The following is a 19,027-nucleotide window of genomic DNA, read 5'->3' on the forward strand; positions in this document are numbered from 1 at the left end:
AGATAAAGAAACAGCAAAGATAGAAGAGAAGAAAACTGAAGATAAAGAAACAGCAAAGATAGAAGAGAAGAAAACTGAAGATAAAGAAACAGCAAAGATAGAAGAGAAGAAAACTGAAGATAAAGAAACAGCAAAGATAGAAGAGAAGAAAACTGAAGATAAAGAAGCAACAAAGATAGAAGAAAAGAAAAGTGAAAATAAAGAAGCAGCACAGTTAGAAGGGAAACAAAAAGTAGAAAAATCGGTAAAAACGAACGGAAATGAAAATAAAGAGGAAGAAAAAACGGTATCTCAAGAAAAGGATCCTCAAACTAATCCTTCATGGAAGCCAATTGGTACAGAGCAAGGAGCAAAACCTGATATGAAATTTAAAGAAGGAACAGTAGATTGGAGTGAGATGAAAAAAGCAATCTCTTATGCTGTTGATGTTCCAGAGAGCCAATTGATTTTTGATTTTATTGGAAATAATGGTAATAATAAAGCCTACGGTAATGTACGAGATAAACAAAGTAATAAAAAATATAAGGTTAATATTGATTGGGTAGAGAATCAGGGGTGGAAACCAGCATCTGTACAAGTGGTAAAATAAATAATAGAAATGTAATTATGTGCTTAAAAATTTACTCTTGTAAAAACTCATAAAAGAGTTTGTTTCAATCAGGACTCTTTTGTTATGTTGACAGCATTAATTACTGAGACTCAATTGTGAGATCCAGATGCAGACAAAGTTTGAAGTTTATTAAAATCTACCTGATTTAGTGCTTCGAAAGGTTCAAAATTGCATTTTTAAAGCACTAAATAATTAATGCTACCTTTTGAAATATTTTTGGTCTCATTTCATTAGAAACAATTCCGTCTATATAACTAAAAAATGTATTATAATATCTATTGAACATATGAATAGGATAACAATTACCTGCTGTTAGCAAGTTGTAGTTTATCTAATGAAAAGATCACTTGTTTCTAAGACAAGTGATCTTTTTATATACATTTCCTTTACTATTTTTGAAATTGAATAGATATTTCAATCTGTGTAATTACAATAGACTTGATTAAAATTAAAACTGCAACAAGGATAATACCGTTCATATTTGTAGTAAGAAATATATATAATATCTTAATGCAAGGCTGGCCTATATTCTATGAAGATATTAAAGAATTATTGGAAACATTGATAAACGGGAATTATTTAAGCTGTCCATATGGGCAGCTTATTGTATTTTTTGGTTTAGCTTGTTTTTTTTCGAAGTGCTGGCGGTTCCTCTACAAGCATTCTTGCATTTAAATTATTTTTAATATATTATATTTATATGCTTATATAGAAATGGACGTATACAAAAAAAGACTCAAATCTATTAATAAGATTTAAGTCCTTTTCAAAGATAAAAAGATTGTACCGAAATGGAATACAACTTATACTTTTCTTTTTAATATGTATCTAGTAAAAAGACATTTTTCATCAATAAAATTGTATTTTCAATATAAACGGAAGTTTATTTATTTTCAATGATAGGAAATAGTGGGTCTAGAACATAGAGGAACAAGGAACCATATAGAGAAATCTGAAGAACCTGAAAACTATTGTATGTAGTTTGTTCATCTCAAGTACAATAAAAGAGTCTTACCTCTTTAGGCAAGACTCCACTAGTATAGCTGTATAATATTTACATATCAACTAAAAAACAGAAACCATATAACACCAAGTAGCAGAATCCTAATATTCCTCCTACAGCTAATACTTGTTTAAACCAACTCTTAAATTTTATATTGCTGTAAATATCTTGAACTTTTTCCATATTTCCTCCTGTTAAGGAGAACCCTTAAAGACTCTCACTTCGTTATGGTACCATTAAAGAATGGCTAATAGAGGTCAAATATTGTCAAAACGTATAAATATGCAATATTGCATACAGAAATGTATTGTTAAAAATGTAAGCGTTTACTATAATGAGGGTATAAAGTTTAATCACATCCCAGTACTAACAAAAGAGGAGGAAATAATATGGAAATCGCAATGGCAGTTTTAAAATTTATAGGTGGAGCAATCCCATTAGTTCAAGAGCTTCTAAAAGCATTTATGTAAATTCACGATTTAGCAATTATTTATAAAAATTATCATTCGTATGAGTAAAGCCCCTTTAACAATATTAGGGGGCTTTTTAAATTTCTAAATATTTAAGGTTACGTCACATCAACATCAAGTTAAAAGTAAATTTTAAGAATAAACCTATAGAGGATATTTTATAGTGAATCAAGATCCTTTTACAAAGTTGTAGGCATTAAACTCCTACGGCTTTTATTATACTTTATTTAAGTAAAAAGTCTCTTCAGAAAATCTAAAAGGACCTTTTGAGATTTTTAAATACATGAACTACTGATAACTGGGTAGTGTAGAGAATATATATTTGATTTTTAAACAAATATGACAAATTACATGTGTAAGTTAGGTCGATCTTTATCGTAGATTAAAGGGACTTGAATAAAGTTCTTTTTTATTTGTAATCACATCCCAGAGTGGCCCCTAATACCGGGAATCGTTTCCTATCCCCTTATACGCTAAGATATTTTTGGAAGTAAAAACCCTAACTTAGACCCCGAATTTGCTTTAACGTGAGGAGAGTCTAATGTCGACTGTCAGAAACGTGCTATAAAAGTCTTAAAAGAATTATTAAACACCTATCGAGGACAGGAAGTAGTATTAGGCACTCATGGAGCTGTAATGACTTTGATGATGGGGTATTATGACAGTAAGTATGATTTGAATTTTTTACTACAGACATCAAAACCATATATATATAGAATGGAATTAAATGGGAATTATATTCTACTTCTTTATCAGGATTATATTAAGAAGTGGAGATAGTATAAGTACCCAAAAAACGATAATAAAAACTGTATTCATCAGTTTCTACTCCTTATGTGAATCATAAAGTTATTATCCCGTTTATTGTGGGCTGACTAAAGTTTCACTTTACCCCGCTATTTGCCGGGCAGTAAGATCCCACTTCAAAATTCAGCGAAAGAAAAGAAGTTAGGCGGGGATCAACTGCCCGTAAATTCCCGATTGGTGAGGGCTGATAATCATTTGGGGATGAAGAACCCCTAAATGATTAAAGTTTCCCTTTATCTCTCCGTCTCAAAAAACTCAATCCACTCCCCATCAGGACCAGCGAAGAATATGTAACGTGTTCCATCTGGTAATGTTTCGATTTCTTCTCCTAGTAAAAAGGTTACGCCGTGTTTTTGTATTCTTTCAATTTCATCCTCTAATGAATCTACCTTAAAGCAAATGTGATGTACTTTTCCTTCTGCCGGAAGAGAAGAGTTATAACCTTCAATGAGTTCGAGTATCGTTTCCTTCGATTCTTCCACACCTAAAAAAGCGAGTTTTAAGTCTGGGTTCGGGTGCCCCATACGTTTAAGGAGCTGTAAGCCGACTACTTCTTCATAAAATGAGATAGATGCTTCTAAGTTTGCAACCATAAGTCCTACGTGTTCAATTCTTCTAACTGGCATGTAGATTCCTTCTTTCTGAAAATTATATACAATATATTATTGAAAATTAAGAAAATAAGCAAGATAAAAACCTTACAAATTTTAGCGTGTTATATGGTATAGTGAGAAAGTATGTTTGGGGAGAAGGAAGGAGATTATACGATGAACACAACTACTCAAACTCCTTCATTATCAGAAACGATGAAAGAGTGGCATTATGCATTAGCATATGAAATTAAACATTGGAAAACGATAGGTGGTAGTAAAATTTCTATCATGAACGGTCGTTTTTTATATACAGATTATGAGAATACAGTGTATGTATTTCAGCTTATTTCGGAAGTAAGCTTACCTGAAGGTTCACCAATTCGAATTGAGTTCGATGGTGAGGAAGCGACAGGAGAAGTATTATCTGTACATGGATTAGAAATAGAACTGAAATTAAATGATTATATACAAGGTGAAATAAGAGAAGCGGTTTTATACAGTGAACCGTGGCAATTGTTAGAGCAACTGCAAGAGCGATTGAAAGAAGCACGTAAAGACAAGCTAAAACGTAATCGTATAAAGCGTCTCGTTGATGGGACGAGCAGTCCGAAACATATTGAGAAGATGAAAAATCCGAAAAATGAACTGGCATATCGCGCGTTTTACAATCCGACAACGTACGTATGGGGACCACCTGGAACAGGGAAGTCTTACAATTTATCACGTATTATTTCGGCTCATTATCAAAAAGGAAAATCGGTACTTGTGTTAGCTCATAGTAACGCGGCAGTAGACGTATTAATGAGTGAAGTAACGAAGCAAATTGAAAAGAAAAAGAAATGGACGCCTGGCGAAATTGTTCGTTACGGTTATAGTCAACATGAACATATACGAAATCATGAAACGTTACTTGCATCTAAGTTAGTTGAAACGACGAACGGATCATGGGGTGAGGAAAGACTCTACTTAGAAGAAACACGCCAAGAGCTTCGTGAAAAAATCTTATCGTATAAGGCAACGGCCTCTGATAAGAAGCGTATGCAGGAGATTGAAAGTGATCTTCGAAAACAAAAAGCAAAAATTAAAGAAGTAGAAAAAGAGTATATTGAAAATGCGAAAGTAATTGGTGCAACTCTATCAAAATGTGCAATTGATGCGCTAATTTATGAGCGTACATTTGATTTAGTTGTCGTAGATGAAGTGAGTATGGCGTTCGTTCCGCAAATCGCATTAGCTGCTTCACTTGGAAAACGTATCGTCGTTTGCGGTGATTTTTTACAATTACCTCCAATTGCGATGGCAAATCATGAACTCGTTCGCAAATGGCTTGGGGAAGATATGTTTTACCATGCTGGGATTGTTGAGTCTGTTAATAAATCAGAAGCACACCTAAACCTATTTATGTTGCAGGAACAAAGACGTATGCATGCGGATATATCGAAGTTTACGAATTCGTTTATTTATAAAAATAGAGTATACGATCATCCGTCTGTTTCAGAGCGTAAAGAACTTGCGCAATTGCAACCGTTCGCAAATGAAGCGAGTGTTTTATTTGATACGAGCCAAATGGGAGCTTTTTCGTTAAAAGATGCTGCTTCTGGTTCACGTTTTAACATTATGTCTGGTTTAGTAGCGATGCAAATGATGTTAATCGGATTGTTAGACGGTGTTCAGTCGATTGGTGTTGTGACACCTTACAGGGCGCAGTCACGCTTTTTATCGACGTGTATTAGAGAAATGTTGCAGAGAACGAAATATCAACACATACCAGTTTTAGCGGCGACAGTTCATAAGTTCCAAGGTTCTGAAAGAGATATGATGATCTTTGATACGGTTGACAGTTATCCGCAAGAACGACCTGGCGTATTATTCTTTGACCATAAAAACCATCGCCTCGTCAATGTAGCAGTGACAAGAGCGAGAGGGAAGTTCATTCAATTATCAGATTGCCATTATATGCGTAAAAATCTTTCAAGAAAACAAGCGTTGTCACAATTAACAGCTCATATAGAACGTCACGGAGATGTGTATGATCGCACGACATCAAGACAATTGTGGGAACGAAAAATATCGAAACGATTACGCTGGTTTATGGAAATGAATCTTGAAGAGCCGAAAGGGTTATTGAAAGATATTTTAGCCGCAAAACGAAAAATTATTATTTCACTTCCAAGTACAAAACAAGTGGATAAGCGAGTATGGCAAGCGTTAATGCGCACAAATGCACAGATAACAGTTTATAGTGACGGACCAGTTCCACTGAAAAATGTAAAGTTACAAAGACAAAATAAAGCTTTCCCGTTTATCGTAATTGATGATGAAATCTTCTGGGCAGGCGCACCGCTTACATCTCAAATGATGTTTGAAGGTAGTACGGAATTTCCGTACGTATGTGCAAGACTGCAAGCACCTGAGACAATTGGTGTATTAAAAGGATTTTTAGATATTCGGTAAATTCGGATAGGAATTCCTTGACTTTTACTTGGAATGAACTTAGAATAAAAAATAATTTAATATAATTTTATGAAAATTCTTATCACGAGAGGTGGAGGGACTGGCCCTATGATACCTCGGCAGCGGATTCGTTATGAATACTGTGCCAATTCCAGCAAGGTAACTTGAAAGATAAGAAAGAAGCTCATTTTGATTGTATATAAAAAAGCCTCTTTCTATCTTTTAGAAAGAGGCTTTTTTATGTGAAAATAAAAGGAGGAAGAACAATGGGAGCGACAGGAGTAACGTCACAAAGAAAAACAATTGAAGAGAGTATCGAAAGAAATAAGGAAAAGTACATAGAAACAAGTCATGATATTCATGCGAATCCAGAGATTGGTAACCAAGAGTTTTATGCATCTAGAACGTTAAGTTTATTGCTAGGCAGTGCAGGATTTCAGTTGCAGCACAATATAGCTGGACATGAAACGGGATTTATCGCGCGAAAAAGTTCTGGAAAACAAGGACCGGCAATTGCATTTTTAGCGGAGTACGACGCTTTACCAGGATTAGGCCATGCGTGTGGCCACAATTTAATTGGCACAATTAGCGTTGCAGCAGCAATCGCATTATCAGAAACGCTTGAAGAAATTGGCGGGGAAGTTGTTGTGTTTGGTACACCAGCAGAAGAAGGCGGGCCAAATGGTAGCGCGAAATCAAGTTATGTAAAGGCAGGTTTATTTAAAGACATTGATGCGGCGCTTATGATTCATCCGAGCGGAAAAACAGCGACAACGAGTCCTTCACTAGCAGTCGATCCACTTGATTTTCATTTTTACGGAAAAACAGCTCATGCTGCAGCTTCGCCGGAAGAAGGGATTAATGCATTAGATGCGGTTATTCAGCTCTATAACGGTATAAACGCACTTCGCCAACAACTTCCGTCAGACGTGAGAATTCATGGCGTCATTACAGAAGGCGGAAAAGCACCTAACATTATTCCTGACTATGCCGCGGCTAGGTTCTTCATCCGTGCAGCAACGCGAAAAAGATGCGCGGAAGTAACAGAAAAAGTAAGAAACATTGCTGAGGGAGCAGCGTTAGCAACAGGTGCAAAAGTAAAAATCCATCAATTCCAAAATGAAATCGATGAATTACTCGTAACAAAAACATATAACGATATTGTAGCGGAAGAACTAGAACTATTAGGTGAAGATGTAAATCGTAAAGAAAGAGTAGGGATCGGTTCAACCGACGCAGGAAACGTAAGTCAAGTTGTACCGACAATTCATCCGTACATTAAAATCGGACCAGATGATTTAATTGCACATACGAATGAATTTAGAGAAGCAGCACGTTCAGAACTTGGAGATAAAGCATTAATTACATCGGCAAAAGCATTAGCAAATACGGCGTATCGATTAATTACGGAAGAAGGGTTGTTAGAGAAGGTCAAGGAGGAGTTTAGAGAGGCGCAGAGGAATCAAGGGTAAGGGGATTAAGGTGCTTTTTTCGAATAGCAATCTAATTAATAAGTAGAGATATAAAAAAGAACATTGAAAATCAATGTTCTTTTTTTGGTTACTAATCATTGATTTTGTTGGTTTTTCTCAAGAAAGAGAAACTTTTACTGTTAGTGAGGATAATACGTATCCCTTTATCAAAACGACAATTTCTCCTCAAACTCACTCTTTAATACTATTAAAGGAGATGATAAGCCAAACTGCATTAAGGAGTCTAAAAATGCAGCGAGGGAATCCATCGAATCGCTCATGACCTTCATCATATAATTAAATTCCCCACTAATTCGAAATAAATCTGTTACTTCAGGAGCTGCATTACAATATTGGATAAAATCAGAGCATTGGCTCGTTTTAAACATGATGAATGCTTGAATGTTTTTATTAATTTTTGCAGGCTCAAATTTCGTTCGATAAGCCGCTATAACTCCTTGATCTTCAAGCTTGTTAATACGTTCTTTTACAGCAGGTTGCGTCATGGATATAATTCTTCCTATTTCTGAAACAGAAATTCTCGCATTTTCATACAACAAGTTCATAATTTTATGATCGATTTCATCCAGTTTTACGGCGTTTTGCATTGTGTAGCCTCCTTATTTTTGTTTTCTAAAGTAAATTACGAATTGTAACTATAATATCATAAGCGAACGAACTAAATTACCTATAAATCTATATTTAAAATGATTGGTGTTTACATGAAAATATAAGTATAGGTTTTTATCAAACGGAAATTTAGGAAGGATGGAAAAAATGAAGAATCTTGATGGAAAAGTAGCGTTAGTAACAGGAGCGAGTCGCGGAATTGGCCGTGCGATTGCGATGAGATTGGCGAAAGATGGAGCATTAGTTGCGATTCACTACGGCCGAAATAAAACAGCTGCAGATGAAACGATTAGTGAGATTGAATCTAATGGAGGAAAAGCGTTCTTAATTGAAGCTGAACTCAATTCAATTGATGGTGTCAAAAAGCTAGTAAAACAGTTAAAGAATGAATTACAAATAAAAGTTGGTACATCAGAGATTGATATTTTAGTAAACAATGCAGGGATAGGTACACAAGGAACGATTGAAAATACGACAGAAGAAGTTTTTGATGAAATTATGTCTGTGAATATTAAAGCACCATTCTTTTTAATTCAGCAAACATTACCATTAATACGAGCAGAGGGCCGTGTGATTAACATTTCATCAGCTGAAGTACGACTTGGTTTTACAGGGTCCATTGCATACGGCTTAAGTAAAGGTGCATTAAATACGATGACACTGCCTCTAGCTAAACATCTTGGAGAAAGAGGTATAACAGTGAATACAATTATGCCTGGATATACGAAGACAGATATCAATGTAAAATTGCTAGATGATCCGGAAATACGAAATTTTGCTATGAATTCATCTGTGTTCGGACGAATAGGGCAAGTTGAAGATATTGCAGATGCAGTAGCATTCCTTGCTTCTTCTGATAGCCGCTGGGTAACTGGACAGATTTTAGATGTTTCTGGAGGGTTTTGCTTATAGGGGCACTACTCCATACTCATCAAGCTAATTAAGTAAATTACTAGTTATGAAACGACCCTTGTTTCATAACTAGTAATTTATAGAAAGATAGGCATACTAAAGAAGTCTATTAAAACGTGATTTTTTCGCTAGGCAAATTGAATAAGGGGGCTATTTTTAATTATTCGTAATCTAAAATAATCAAATTTAATTTTACAGTAACAATAAAACAAAATTATTGACTGAGTGGTACAAAAAGGGGTATTCTATTCATGTTATCTTTAAAATGAGAGGAGGATACGATTGAATAAACGCGGCAGACCCCGAGAGTTTGATTATTCCTCAATTGTAGATGTTGCAATGAAAACATTTTGGTTAAGAGGATATGAAGGATGTTCTACACAAGATTTATGCAGTGATACAGGACTTGGAAAAGGAAGTTTATACAATACTTTCGGTAGTAAACATGAACTGTATAAACAAGTATTAGAACGCTACCATGAAATTGGGATTAGGGAACAAAAGAAATTGTTACATACTCCAATTCCAGTTAAAGAACGATTAAGTAATTTTTTTGAATGGGCATTGAAAGAAGACTTTGAGAATATGGATCAAAAAGGATGTTTATTGATTAATGCCAGTATAGAACGTGCTAACAACGATTTAATGGTACAAGAAATTTTCTCGAAGCATGTTGAACTTCTTAAACAAGCTATTGAAACAGTGATGGAGGAAGGATTGCAAACAGGTGAAATTTCAAAGAAGCAATCAGCTGAGGAATTAGCTAGTCTGCTTTTAAGCAGTTATTACGGATTCCGTGTTCTTAATGTATCGATGCAAAATCGGATGTTGTCTGAACAAGTTATCAAAGGAACAATAGAGTCTATTTGTGGCGCTTAGTGCGCTCTTTTTTTGCACTATTTCTGTACCGATCATTACAATAATGAATAAGGAGTGTTTTTATGCCATCGATTATTTATTTATTAGCTTTAGCAATCTTTTGTATGACTACATCAGAATTTATGGTTGCAGGTATGATGAATGAACTTGCTCTTTCATTCCAGGTTTCTGTAGCATCTATTGGGTATTTAATTTCAGCTTATGCAGGAGCAATGGTAATAGGAGGCCCCATTTTAACTGCAATCCTCTTACGAATGCGCAGCAAACAAGCATTATTGTTTTTAATGTTCGTATTTTTAATTGGTCAATCGCTCGGAGCTATTGCTTGGAACTATGATATTATGATGATTTCACGTATTATAACTGGTATTGCTTCAGCTTCAGCTTTTGGAGTTGCGATTTCCTTTTCTGCAACATTGGTTCACTCTGATTCAAGGGGAAAAGCTGCATCAATTGTACTTGCAGGTTTAATGTTCGCAACTGTATTAGGCTTACCTATAACAACCGTTATTTCGCAATATTTTGGCTGGCGTATTAGTTTTGGGGCTGTTTCTATTCTTGTGTTAGTATCAGGGATTATGATTCAACGGTTGTTACCATCATCTTCAAATAAAGAGCAATTAAATTGGAAAGACGAACTTCTGCGATTTAAGAATATTCATCTTTGGGCAGCGTACGTAACAAGTATGTTCATTATTGGTGGTACGTTTGCAGCATTTAGTTATTTCACTCCTATCTTTACAAATGTTACAGGGTTTTCAAGTGCAAGTATTCCATATTTACTTGCTCTCTATGGTAGTGCGACGGTAATTGGGAATATAATAATTGGCAAGTTCGCTGATAAATTTACAATGAAAATACTTATGGGTGGACTAATTATATTAATCATAGCGTTGTCTTTATTTGCTTTAAGTGCAGAGAATAAATACATTGCAGTGATTTCTACGATTTTTATTGGTTTAACTGGTGTAGCATTGAATCCAGCTATGGTTGCGAGGGTGATGAAGACAGCTAGTAATGGCATAATGATAAATACCGTTCATAGTTCTTTTATTACGCTAGGTATTGTTATTGGTTCGTCACTAGGTGGTCTTGGGATCAGTAAAGGATATGGTTTTGTATCTCCGCTATGGATTGGAGCTTGTTTAGCTATCCTTGGGGTAATTTCGTTATTCCCATATTTATATAAAAGAAAGGCAGATTAAGATGTTTAAAATTTCTTTATATGGGGTACCGCCGCATCACCATCAAACTAATATTTTCATATCTCCCTAAATTAAAATTTTCTTTCTCTACAGATAGTTATTCTGAGAAGCTGCTCATTTTTTCATTTTGGGAGCATTTCTTTTTCTTAAGTTGATGGGCATGTATGGTGACCCCCTATTAGACGGTAGTAAATTAACGATTTCGGGGTTCAGTTCAACTTTATTTAAAATAAGATTTTTTTGCAGTAAAATCAATGTTAGTGGAACTTTTTTAATCAAACTTTTTTGAAAATTAACATAAATACTTGCAATATTTAAATTAGTACTATATAGTTCTAGTTATGACAAAGGTAAAATTAATGAATCAAAAACGTGTGATTGAAGTAGCTGCAACATTATTTTTAGAAAAAGGGTTTGCTTATACAAGTATGGATGAATTAGTACGTGTAAGCAAAGTTTCAAAGTCTAATGTGTATTATCACTTTTCTAATAAGGAAGTATTATTAGAAGGAGTCGTTGATTATTGGATTGAAATGTATCAATCTGCAATTGATGACATACTTTCTCAGAACCAATTTTTAGTTGAAGATCGTATCCAACTGTTTTTAAAGCAATTATCACAAGGAGTTCAGTCGAGAGAGTATAAGGGGAGCTGTCCATTTATTACTCTTTATATTCAAAGTCCTAAACAGGCCACGCAAATAAAAGAAAAAATAGGTCTTTTTTTTACAGGATTACAAAAGAAAGTTTCTCTATTACTTAAACAAGGGGTAGAGAATGGAGAATTCAGAAATACGATTAATATTGATGAGGTTGCATCACTTTTTATTACAAATCTTGAAGGAGCGTTATTTATTTCAGAAACATTGAAGGATGCAACTGTAATCACGAAAACAGCAGATCATTTTTTAAAATTGCTTCGATAAAAGAAGCATTTTTTTTACATCAAATTAGTACTGATTAGTACTAAAAAGGAGATCTTATATGAGAACAGTATTTTTAATTGGTGGAACAGGCTTTATTGGAAAGCAAGTAGTGAAAGAATTAGCCAAAGAGGATGTTAAAATTCTTCTTTTAGTGAGGTCGAAAAGTAAAGCAATACGCCTTTTTCAAGAAAGAGGCATCTTAAAAAAGGAAGTTATGCACTTTATTGAAGGTGATTTGACGAAAATAGATTTAGGTCTAAGTGCTGAAGATAAGGAGAGGGTATTGAAAACGGATGTGATTATTCACGCAGGAGGCCCCATGGATATTCAAGCGACAAGTAAAGAGGCAGCTTCCGTATTTTTAAATGGTGCCAAACATATTAGTGAATTAGCTAAAAGTATTCATCAATTGAAGGGCTTGCAACAATTTATTCATGTTGTAGGTTATATGAGTCCCTTTGATGATAAAAATAGCAAGATTGCAATTGATGTGTTTCAAGAAGGAAACAATTATTTGAAAATAAAAAATCCATATGAGAGAACAAAATTTTTAGCAGATCTTTATATCCGTCACCAGGCAGCAGCAGTAGGTTATCCGCTTTCTGTAATTAATCCGCCAACTGTAGTCGGTAGTAGTAAAACAGGGAGTACAGAGCAGATAGCGGGATTAGGTTTGCTTGTGATGAGTATGCGAAGAGGGCTCATGCCAGTGATTCCTGGAGGTAAGGGATATAGGTTACCACTTATTTCAAACGATGAGCTTGCGAAGTTTATTGTGCAGGTTTTCAGATTGGAGCAACCGACTATTCAAACATATACACTTGTTGAAGACAAACAGTACGATCAGAACATTGCTGAATTATTAAGTATTATGTCGGAAAGTATGAATATGAGGGCACCAAAAATCTCTGTCCCAATGCCACTTATGAAAGCAATTATGAATAGTGGAGTAAGTAAAATAACAAAAATTCCTTCTGATGGACTGAATTTTATTACAAAACGAAAATTTTCAAATGTTTCAGCGAAAAAAATTATGGGAGGAGATTGGTTTAAGGAGACGAATGTAATGAAATTTTTCCCTGCCGTAGTAGCTGATCTGGATTATCGAATGATGTATCAAAATGGCCAACATAATCAATTATTTAAACGAACATTATGCGATAACACTACCCTTTACCAATTAAAAGGAGAGGGTAAACCGTTTATATTATTACATGGTTTATTGAGTGATGGAGAGGACTTATTTCCTTTAGCACAAGAGCTTCATGAAAAAACTGGTCAACCTGTATGGATCCTGGATCTTCCAGGTTTGGGACGTTCTCCTTTTAAACGAGAGAAAAATCTTCTAGATATCTATTTGAATGTAGTGAAAAAGTTATTGGAGAAAGCTACTAATGGTGCACATTTAATTGGCCATTCATTCGGTGCGTTTATTCTTCTGGAAGCGTTGGTACAAGAGTACATAGATAAGAAGTATTCAATCACTTTACTTCAGCCACCTGTTGTTAAAAAAAATGCTAAATCGCTAAATGTTCCTCAATTTATGAACAAATGGACATTAAAACTGGCAACTACTAATTTGATAGGGCGATATTTATTAAGTAATGGTTTGTTTGAAAGTATGGAGAGCATCCCTGAACATTATATTGAAAAAATAATTAACAGTTTTACTTCTCCTAGAATTTTAAATACTACGGTTCAGCTTAACAGTTTACTACTGAAAAACGATCAAGGTGATTTCAATGAAGTAACAAAGTATAATCTTCACATTATTTGGGGGGATTATGACAGAGCCTATTCTGCTCCATCACATCTTGGTAAGGTTGATTTTGTTCCATATGGCCATCATTTTCCTCTTAGCCATCCGAGTGAAACGGCAACATTAGTAATAAAAAATAGTAATACTAGCAGATGAGAGTGTGGGATAAATAAAAAGTGTGTAGTAAGATCGTTGTGTCTTTGAAAGAAAATCGTACTGTTTTGGGTCCCCCTATCATCATCAGACTAAGAAACGCCAATACCTCAAAACGAAAAAATGAGCATTTTGTTACAAGATAGTACAAAATTTCGTTCTGGGGGTACTATAAAATGTTAGCTTGATGGGCATGGGATCCCGCTCACATTTTAACGAAAATATACGCTAAGCAAATTCCAACATAAAGCGAGCCGAATTTTCTACTCTTAAGAAAAATTTCGGTTCGTTTTATGGTTTCATGACAAGTTGTTTACTGAACAATAAAGTTCTTTATTGGAACAGGCTACTTTCTTCAACAATTGGGCTAGATTGTTGAAGAAGAAATATAATAAAAATGCTTTTGATTGTTTTATTAAACGAATTAAACCGCAAAAAACAAGAAGAATTCCCCCCCTTTACTAGTACACTAAATGCTATAAAAAGGAGGGAGATTATGAACAATAAAGCCATTGGATTATTTCAAGGAATTGCGTTATACATTTCAGCTATTCTAGGATCAGGTGTCCTTTTTTTATCGGGGGTAACGGCCTCAATAGCGGGCCCTGCATCTATTGTATCCTGGTTTATCGTTATTATAATTAGTTTTCCGCTTGCTTATTCCTTTGCTAGTTTGGCACGGATATATCCTGATTCCGGTGGAGCAGCAACCTTTGTTAGAAATTCTTTTGGATATCATCTTGGCAATATCGTTGGGTGGTTTTACTTTGTAACAGCAGCAGTTGGTCAAACGATTGTATCTTTAACTGGTGCTTTTTACGTCAGTCAGGCATTTGGATTTTCGCATTTTGAAACAATTATAATTGCCGTCTTTATTTTGGTAATTGCAGGTGTTTCCAATTATTACGGCGTAAATGTTAGTGGTAAAGTTGCAGTGTTTTTAAGTTCCTTATTACTGATCCTTTTAGCGTCAGCTGTATTTGTGGCGTTTCCAAGAATACAATGGGGGAATTTTACTCCCTTTGTTCCAAATGGATGGTTTTCTGTCGGGAACGCTATAACGGTTATCTTTTGGGCATTTTTCGGTTGGGAGGCGATTTGTAATCTGGCTGAGCACTTTAAAAGGCCAGAAAAAGATATTGTCAAAGGAGCAGTTATTAGTGCAGTTGTCATTGGATTATTATTTTTAGCGCTAAGCCTTGTCACTATTGGAACGGCCACGTATGGCAGTCAAGAAAGCAACCTGTCTCCTATTGGTGTTATAATGGGAGATACAGTAGGCGGAGGTGCCAAAGTCGTTACAGCTGTTTTAGCTTTAATTATTTGTACAGGGACAGCGAATGCTTTTGTAGCCAGCCTAACGCAATTCGGTAGCAGGTGTGTTAGTGACAAAAGCTTTGTCACTAACGTTTGATGATATTTTGTTTATACCGACTTCTCTTGGGATTATAGTTTATGTTCTTTCAATGGCAGCAGGCGTTAAATTATTTAGGAAGAACACACTGGCATGGTGGGCATCGTTAATCTCTTTCATTTTATGTTTGCTGGTGATTCCATTTTTTCAATTGTATATATTTGTTCCGTTAATTGTCGTGGCTATATATGCGATTTATATGATTTTGAGTAATAAGATTTTCGCCTACAAGGGAGGATTAAAATCTAATGAAGGATCAAAATAATCTTTCTAGAGATACCATGTGGAAAGCAACAGTATCATGTGATTTAGCGTATGACGGGATATTCTTTTACGCAGTAAAGACAACTGGAATTTTCTGCCAGCCTTCTTGCAAGTCTAAGGTTCCTAATTATGAAAATGTATCCTTTTTTTCAAATGTGCACGAAGCTCAAAGGGCAGGCTATCGCCCATGCAAAAGATGCCGATCAGATCTAAATATAAAAATATACGACCCGTTCGAATGCGTTTTGGAAGATACTATGCGATTGATAAAAAATAATTATGTTCAAAACATGTCTTTAAATGAAATTGCATCAAGGGTAGGAGTTAGTCGTTTTCATTTAAATCGGATTTTCAAAGAAAGAACAGGGTATACTCCTCGAATATATCTAGAAAGGATCAGAGTTAAGAAAGCAAAGGAACTGCTCTTGACAACGGTCTTTAATAGTACAGAGATTGGTTATCAAACAGGCTATCAAAGTGTATCTAGCTTTTATAATGCATTTAAAAGAAATACAGGATTTTCACCGAGTCAATTCCGTGCTTTCCATAGTGGAAATACCGTAAACCAAGAACTTGACTGAATTCACGTTCTTTAACAAAAGATAGCATGAATTAACAAGAGTGCTTTGTACTCATCGTATTTTTCGATAAATCATTACTGATTGATTAAAAGTAAACAACTTTGTATTGAACAATAATAAGCCATTTTTCTCTGTTATAGAATTGTAAGCTTTTTAATTCACTCCTCAACAAACGGGCAGGATTATTGAACAAGTTTTATGAACTTTAGTGGTAGCATCATTAGTGAAATGCTTTATAACAACTAATTAAGGAGGGATAGAATATGAGAAATAACTTTCAAATCATTGCGTTACAAGAGAAGGAGTTTAATAACCTATTTCTAATGAATGAAGAAGTATTAAAAAGTATCGGGGCAGTCAAAATAATAGCAAATAAAAATCCTGGATATCCTTGCAGGATAAGTTTGAAGGATGCAGAGGTAGGAGAAGAGGTAATTTTACTGAATTACCAATATCATAGTGTTAATTCGCCTTATAAAGCAAGTGGTCCTATATTTATACGAAAGGGAGCAACTACTGCTAAGCTAGATGTAAATGAAATTCCGCATATGTTACATCATAGGTATCTATCTGTACGCGGCTACAATGCTGACTCAATGATTGTAGAAGCAAGGGTTACAGAAGGTGTAAATTTAAGAGAAAATATAGATGAAATTTTTGATAATAAAGAAGTAGAATATATTCACATTCTTAACGCTAAACCAGGATGCTATAACTGCCTTGTTAATAGAGTATAAAAAAAGTAGTTAGACTAGTGTATTTTACTCCGGTTCATTTCAAAATATAATTGAAAATTCATCTTTAAATTAAAAAAAGAAGGTGTTACCTTTATATATTAATACCTTCGAAATATTGTATAACAGATAATTTTTATGCATTATTGATTAGCATTGATTATTGTGCTAACGAATCAGGATAGTGTGGCGACCGACCAACTAAATAGTTGCTTCTCCTCAATTATTAGAAGGGAAGTTCTATCATTTCGCGAATTTATTAGACATAGACGAGTGCTATAATTTTCTATATCTACATAAAGAGGTGACTACGCATGAATCAAAGACCGTCAGAAGAAGAATACGCCGGGAACTCCGGCGAATATATCCGTTTGGTACCGGACGGTGAAATCATCGATATTCTGCTCGCCCAGGAAAAGCAAATGACCGAGCTCCTGGCATCGTTGACCGAAAGCCAGTACGCGTATCGGTATGCGGAAGGAAAATGGACGCTGAAAGAAGTCGTGGGCCACATTGCAGACTCAGAACGCGTCATGACCTACCGCCTGCTCCGGTTCGCAAGAGGGGATCAGACGCCTCTGACTGGTTTCGATCAGGACTTGTTCATACCTCCTTTCGGAAGTTGGACAACCGCGCAATTGGCCGAAGACTACCGGGCCGTACGGCAATCAACGATCACATTGCTGCGCGGGCTACCGGCGGAGGCGTGGACCCGCAAGGGCACAGCCAACAACCTAAGCATTACGGCGCGCGCCCTCGCGTACGGCATAGCAGGACACGAACTTCATCACATGGGGGTCATCCGAAATCGGTACTTGAGTTAATCGTTGGCTGAGGCCTTTGGAATGGAACTAACACCTCTCATACAGCCTTAGATACCGTTCTTATTGGGGTCCCGCCCCACAACCATCAACTTAAGGATTTAGACTATTTTTGAAATTAAAAGCACATTACTATTCTCTTATGTTAATGAGAAAGGGTGACGTGCTTTTTATGAATATGCACCAAAAACAAGAGTTATCTTTATTTGCCGAAGAGTTATATCAATTTTTTTCATTTGGGGGTATTTGTTTTTCTTAGCTTGATGGTGATGGGGCACTACTCTATAATGGTCAAATTAAAATTGAAAACAGTTATAGAGACTCCATTCCTCGGAAATATTGTAACTATTAAGTTGTAAAAAGAACCATAGTTTTTTATTTTTGAAAAGGCTATGGCCCTTTTTAGTTGTAGCAAAGATATGATGTGAGGAAGTTTTTATAAATCAAAAAAATTGATTAATTAGTTGCATAATAAATTAATCAGCGTATATACTATAAATATCAAAAAAAGTTGATGAAGGGAGAGGGAACTAAAATGGCACAAGATTTTCAGCTCTATGAGAAAAAATTCAAAGCATTAGCGGATCAAAAGCGTTTAGAGATTATGTATGAACTTTGCCAGCGAGGCCAGACTTGTGTATGTGATTTAACAGAGATTTTTGAAATGACGCAATCTAAGTTGTCCTATCATTTAAAGATTTTATTAGATGCAGGTTTAATTGTAAAAGAAACAAAAGGTACGTGGAGTTATTATGATTTAAATGATGCGGAAGTAAATAATTTATTATCAGAAGAATTATGTTGTATCTTTAGAAAAACAGGAAAAGGTAGCTGCTGTTAAAATTTTAATTTATTAATCAAAAAAAATTGATTAATGATATATAAAGAGGAGGAATAAGGTATGAGATATGTTCACATCGGTATAAACGTTACGAATTTAGAGAAGTCTATTGAATTTTATGAAAAGGTATTTGGTGTATCACCAGTTAAAGTGAAAACAGATTATGCAAAATTTTTATTAGAGACGCCAGGACTTAATTTCACGCTGAACGTGCGAGATGAAGTGAAGGGAAATCAGGTAAATCACTTTGGTTTCCAAGTGGATACAGCTGAAGAAATTATATTACATAAAGAACGATTAGAAAAAGAAGGTTTCTTTGCGCGTGATGAGATGGATACGACTTGTTGCTATGCAGTACAAGATAAGTTTTGGGTAACGGATCCCGATGGTAATGAGTGGGAGTTCTTTTATACAAAAGCAGATAGTGATGTTCACAAAATAGAAGAGTCATCTTGTTGCACCACTTCAAATGAGGTAGCTAAAAATTCTTGTTGTTAAT

The 19,027-nt window shown here is 35.2% G+C and carries 16 protein-coding genes, 3 pseudogenes and 1 riboswitch; of the genes and pseudogenes, 16 read left to right on the plus strand and 3 right to left on the minus strand.

Translation table 11 applies throughout. From position 1 onward, the window contains the following. On the plus strand, positions 1-589 hold a 589-nt coding region (locus ACO6VI_RS15850), incomplete at its 5' end, for a DUF1510 family protein (RefSeq protein ID WP_422423626.1). A 1,075-nt stretch (positions 590-1,664) separates the two neighbouring features. Here ACO6VI_RS15850 and ACO6VI_RS15855 read toward each other — a convergent pair. Beyond that, positions 1,665-1,796, minus strand: a complete 132-nt coding sequence (locus tag ACO6VI_RS15855) for a hypothetical protein (protein ID WP_000416932.1) — start codon at positions 1,794-1,796, stop codon at positions 1,665-1,667. A gap of 99 nt (positions 1,797-1,895) precedes the next feature. On the opposite strand from ACO6VI_RS15855, the pseudogene ACO6VI_RS15860 reads away from it, so the two are divergent. Together ACO6VI_RS15860 and ACO6VI_RS15865 are read left to right on the plus strand one after the other, a co-directional pair. After that, positions 1,896-2,083, plus strand: a pseudogene (locus ACO6VI_RS15860) (hypothetical protein). A gap of 492 nt (positions 2,084-2,575) precedes the next feature. Beyond that, positions 2,576-2,863: pseudogene (locus ACO6VI_RS15865) on the plus strand (histidine phosphatase family protein); the annotation flags it as partial. 260 nt (positions 2,864-3,123) lie between these two features. On the opposite strand, the gene ACO6VI_RS15870 reads toward ACO6VI_RS15865, so the two are convergent. Then, positions 3,124-3,516, minus strand: a complete 393-nt coding sequence (locus tag ACO6VI_RS15870) for a VOC family protein (RefSeq protein WP_001145268.1) — start codon at positions 3,514-3,516, stop codon at positions 3,124-3,126. A gap of 111 nt (positions 3,517-3,627) precedes the next feature. On the opposite strand from ACO6VI_RS15870, the gene ACO6VI_RS15875 reads away from it, so the two are divergent. Further along, positions 3,628-5,937, plus strand: a complete 2,310-nt coding sequence (locus ACO6VI_RS15875; RefSeq protein ID WP_063547874.1) for an AAA domain-containing protein — start codon at positions 3,628-3,630, stop codon at positions 5,935-5,937. A 76-nt stretch (positions 5,938-6,013) separates the two neighbouring features. Then, a riboswitch (SAM riboswitch) is annotated at positions 6,014-6,115 on the plus strand. 88 nt (positions 6,116-6,203) lie between these two features. Next, on the plus strand, positions 6,204-7,409 hold the full coding sequence (locus tag ACO6VI_RS15880; RefSeq protein WP_000501367.1) for a M20 family metallopeptidase: 1,206 nt from the start codon (positions 6,204-6,206) through the stop codon (positions 7,407-7,409). Between the two features lie 167 nt (positions 7,410-7,576). Here ACO6VI_RS15880 and ACO6VI_RS15885 read toward each other — a convergent pair whose 3' ends face one another. Continuing rightward, complete coding sequence (locus ACO6VI_RS15885; RefSeq protein WP_001178563.1) at positions 7,577-8,017, minus strand: Lrp/AsnC family transcriptional regulator; 441 nt, start codon at positions 8,015-8,017, stop codon at positions 7,577-7,579. 169 nt (positions 8,018-8,186) lie between these two features. Between ACO6VI_RS15885 and ACO6VI_RS15890 the strand changes: the two genes are divergently transcribed. The 11 genes and pseudogenes from ACO6VI_RS15890 (at position 8,187) to ACO6VI_RS15940 (ending at position 19,026) form a co-directional block, all read left to right on the plus strand. Continuing rightward, positions 8,187-8,951: an SDR family oxidoreductase gene (locus ACO6VI_RS15890; protein WP_063547870.1), complete on the plus strand. Its 765-nt coding sequence runs from the start codon at positions 8,187-8,189 to the stop codon at positions 8,949-8,951. A 282-nt stretch (positions 8,952-9,233) separates the two neighbouring features. Next, complete coding sequence (locus tag ACO6VI_RS15895; RefSeq protein WP_063547868.1) at positions 9,234-9,830, plus strand: TetR/AcrR family transcriptional regulator; 597 nt, start codon at positions 9,234-9,236, stop codon at positions 9,828-9,830. Positions 9,831-9,892: 62 nt separating this feature from the next. Beyond that, positions 9,893-11,035, plus strand: a complete 1,143-nt coding sequence (locus ACO6VI_RS15900) for an MFS transporter (protein ID WP_088020623.1) — start codon at positions 9,893-9,895, stop codon at positions 11,033-11,035. Between the two features lie 359 nt (positions 11,036-11,394). Continuing rightward, positions 11,395-11,961: a TetR/AcrR family transcriptional regulator gene (locus ACO6VI_RS15905; protein ID WP_001072312.1), complete on the plus strand. Its 567-nt coding sequence runs from the start codon at positions 11,395-11,397 to the stop codon at positions 11,959-11,961. Positions 11,962-12,019: 58 nt separating this feature from the next. Next, positions 12,020-13,876 (plus strand): alpha/beta fold hydrolase, encoded by a 1,857-nt coding sequence (locus ACO6VI_RS15910; RefSeq protein ID WP_088020624.1) that lies wholly within the window; start codon positions 12,020-12,022, stop codon positions 13,874-13,876. Between the two features lie 493 nt (positions 13,877-14,369). Continuing rightward, positions 14,370-15,552 (plus strand): annotated as a pseudogene (locus tag ACO6VI_RS15915) (APC family permease). Beyond that, positions 15,536-16,132 (plus strand): bifunctional transcriptional activator/DNA repair enzyme AdaA, encoded by a 597-nt coding sequence (locus tag ACO6VI_RS15920; RefSeq protein ID WP_063547863.1) that lies wholly within the window; start codon positions 15,536-15,538, stop codon positions 16,130-16,132. Before ACO6VI_RS15915 ends, ACO6VI_RS15920 begins: the two are co-directional and overlap by 17 nt. Before the next feature lie 263 nt (positions 16,133-16,395). After that, complete coding sequence (locus ACO6VI_RS15925) at positions 16,396-16,869, plus strand: DUF1203 domain-containing protein (RefSeq protein WP_063547862.1); 474 nt, start codon at positions 16,396-16,398, stop codon at positions 16,867-16,869. Between the two features lie 311 nt (positions 16,870-17,180). Further along, entirely contained in the window at positions 17,181-17,690 is a 510-nt protein-coding gene (locus ACO6VI_RS15930) for a DinB family protein (RefSeq protein WP_063547861.1), read from the plus strand. A gap of 532 nt (positions 17,691-18,222) precedes the next feature. Beyond that, entirely contained in the window at positions 18,223-18,528 is a 306-nt protein-coding gene (gene arsR / locus ACO6VI_RS15935; protein ID WP_000046014.1) for an arsenical resistance operon transcriptional regulator ArsR, read from the plus strand. A 60-nt stretch (positions 18,529-18,588) separates the two neighbouring features. Beyond that, positions 18,589-19,026, plus strand: coding sequence for an ArsI/CadI family heavy metal resistance metalloenzyme (locus ACO6VI_RS15940; protein ID WP_023522412.1), 438 nt, complete (start codon positions 18,589-18,591; stop codon positions 19,024-19,026). Position 19,027 lies beyond the last annotated feature (1 nt).

This window comes from Bacillus sp. PSXD-155, from assembly GCF_049310765.1.
GTDB classification, from domain to species: domain Bacteria; phylum Bacillota; class Bacilli; order Bacillales; family Bacillaceae_G; genus Bacillus_A; species Bacillus_A cereus.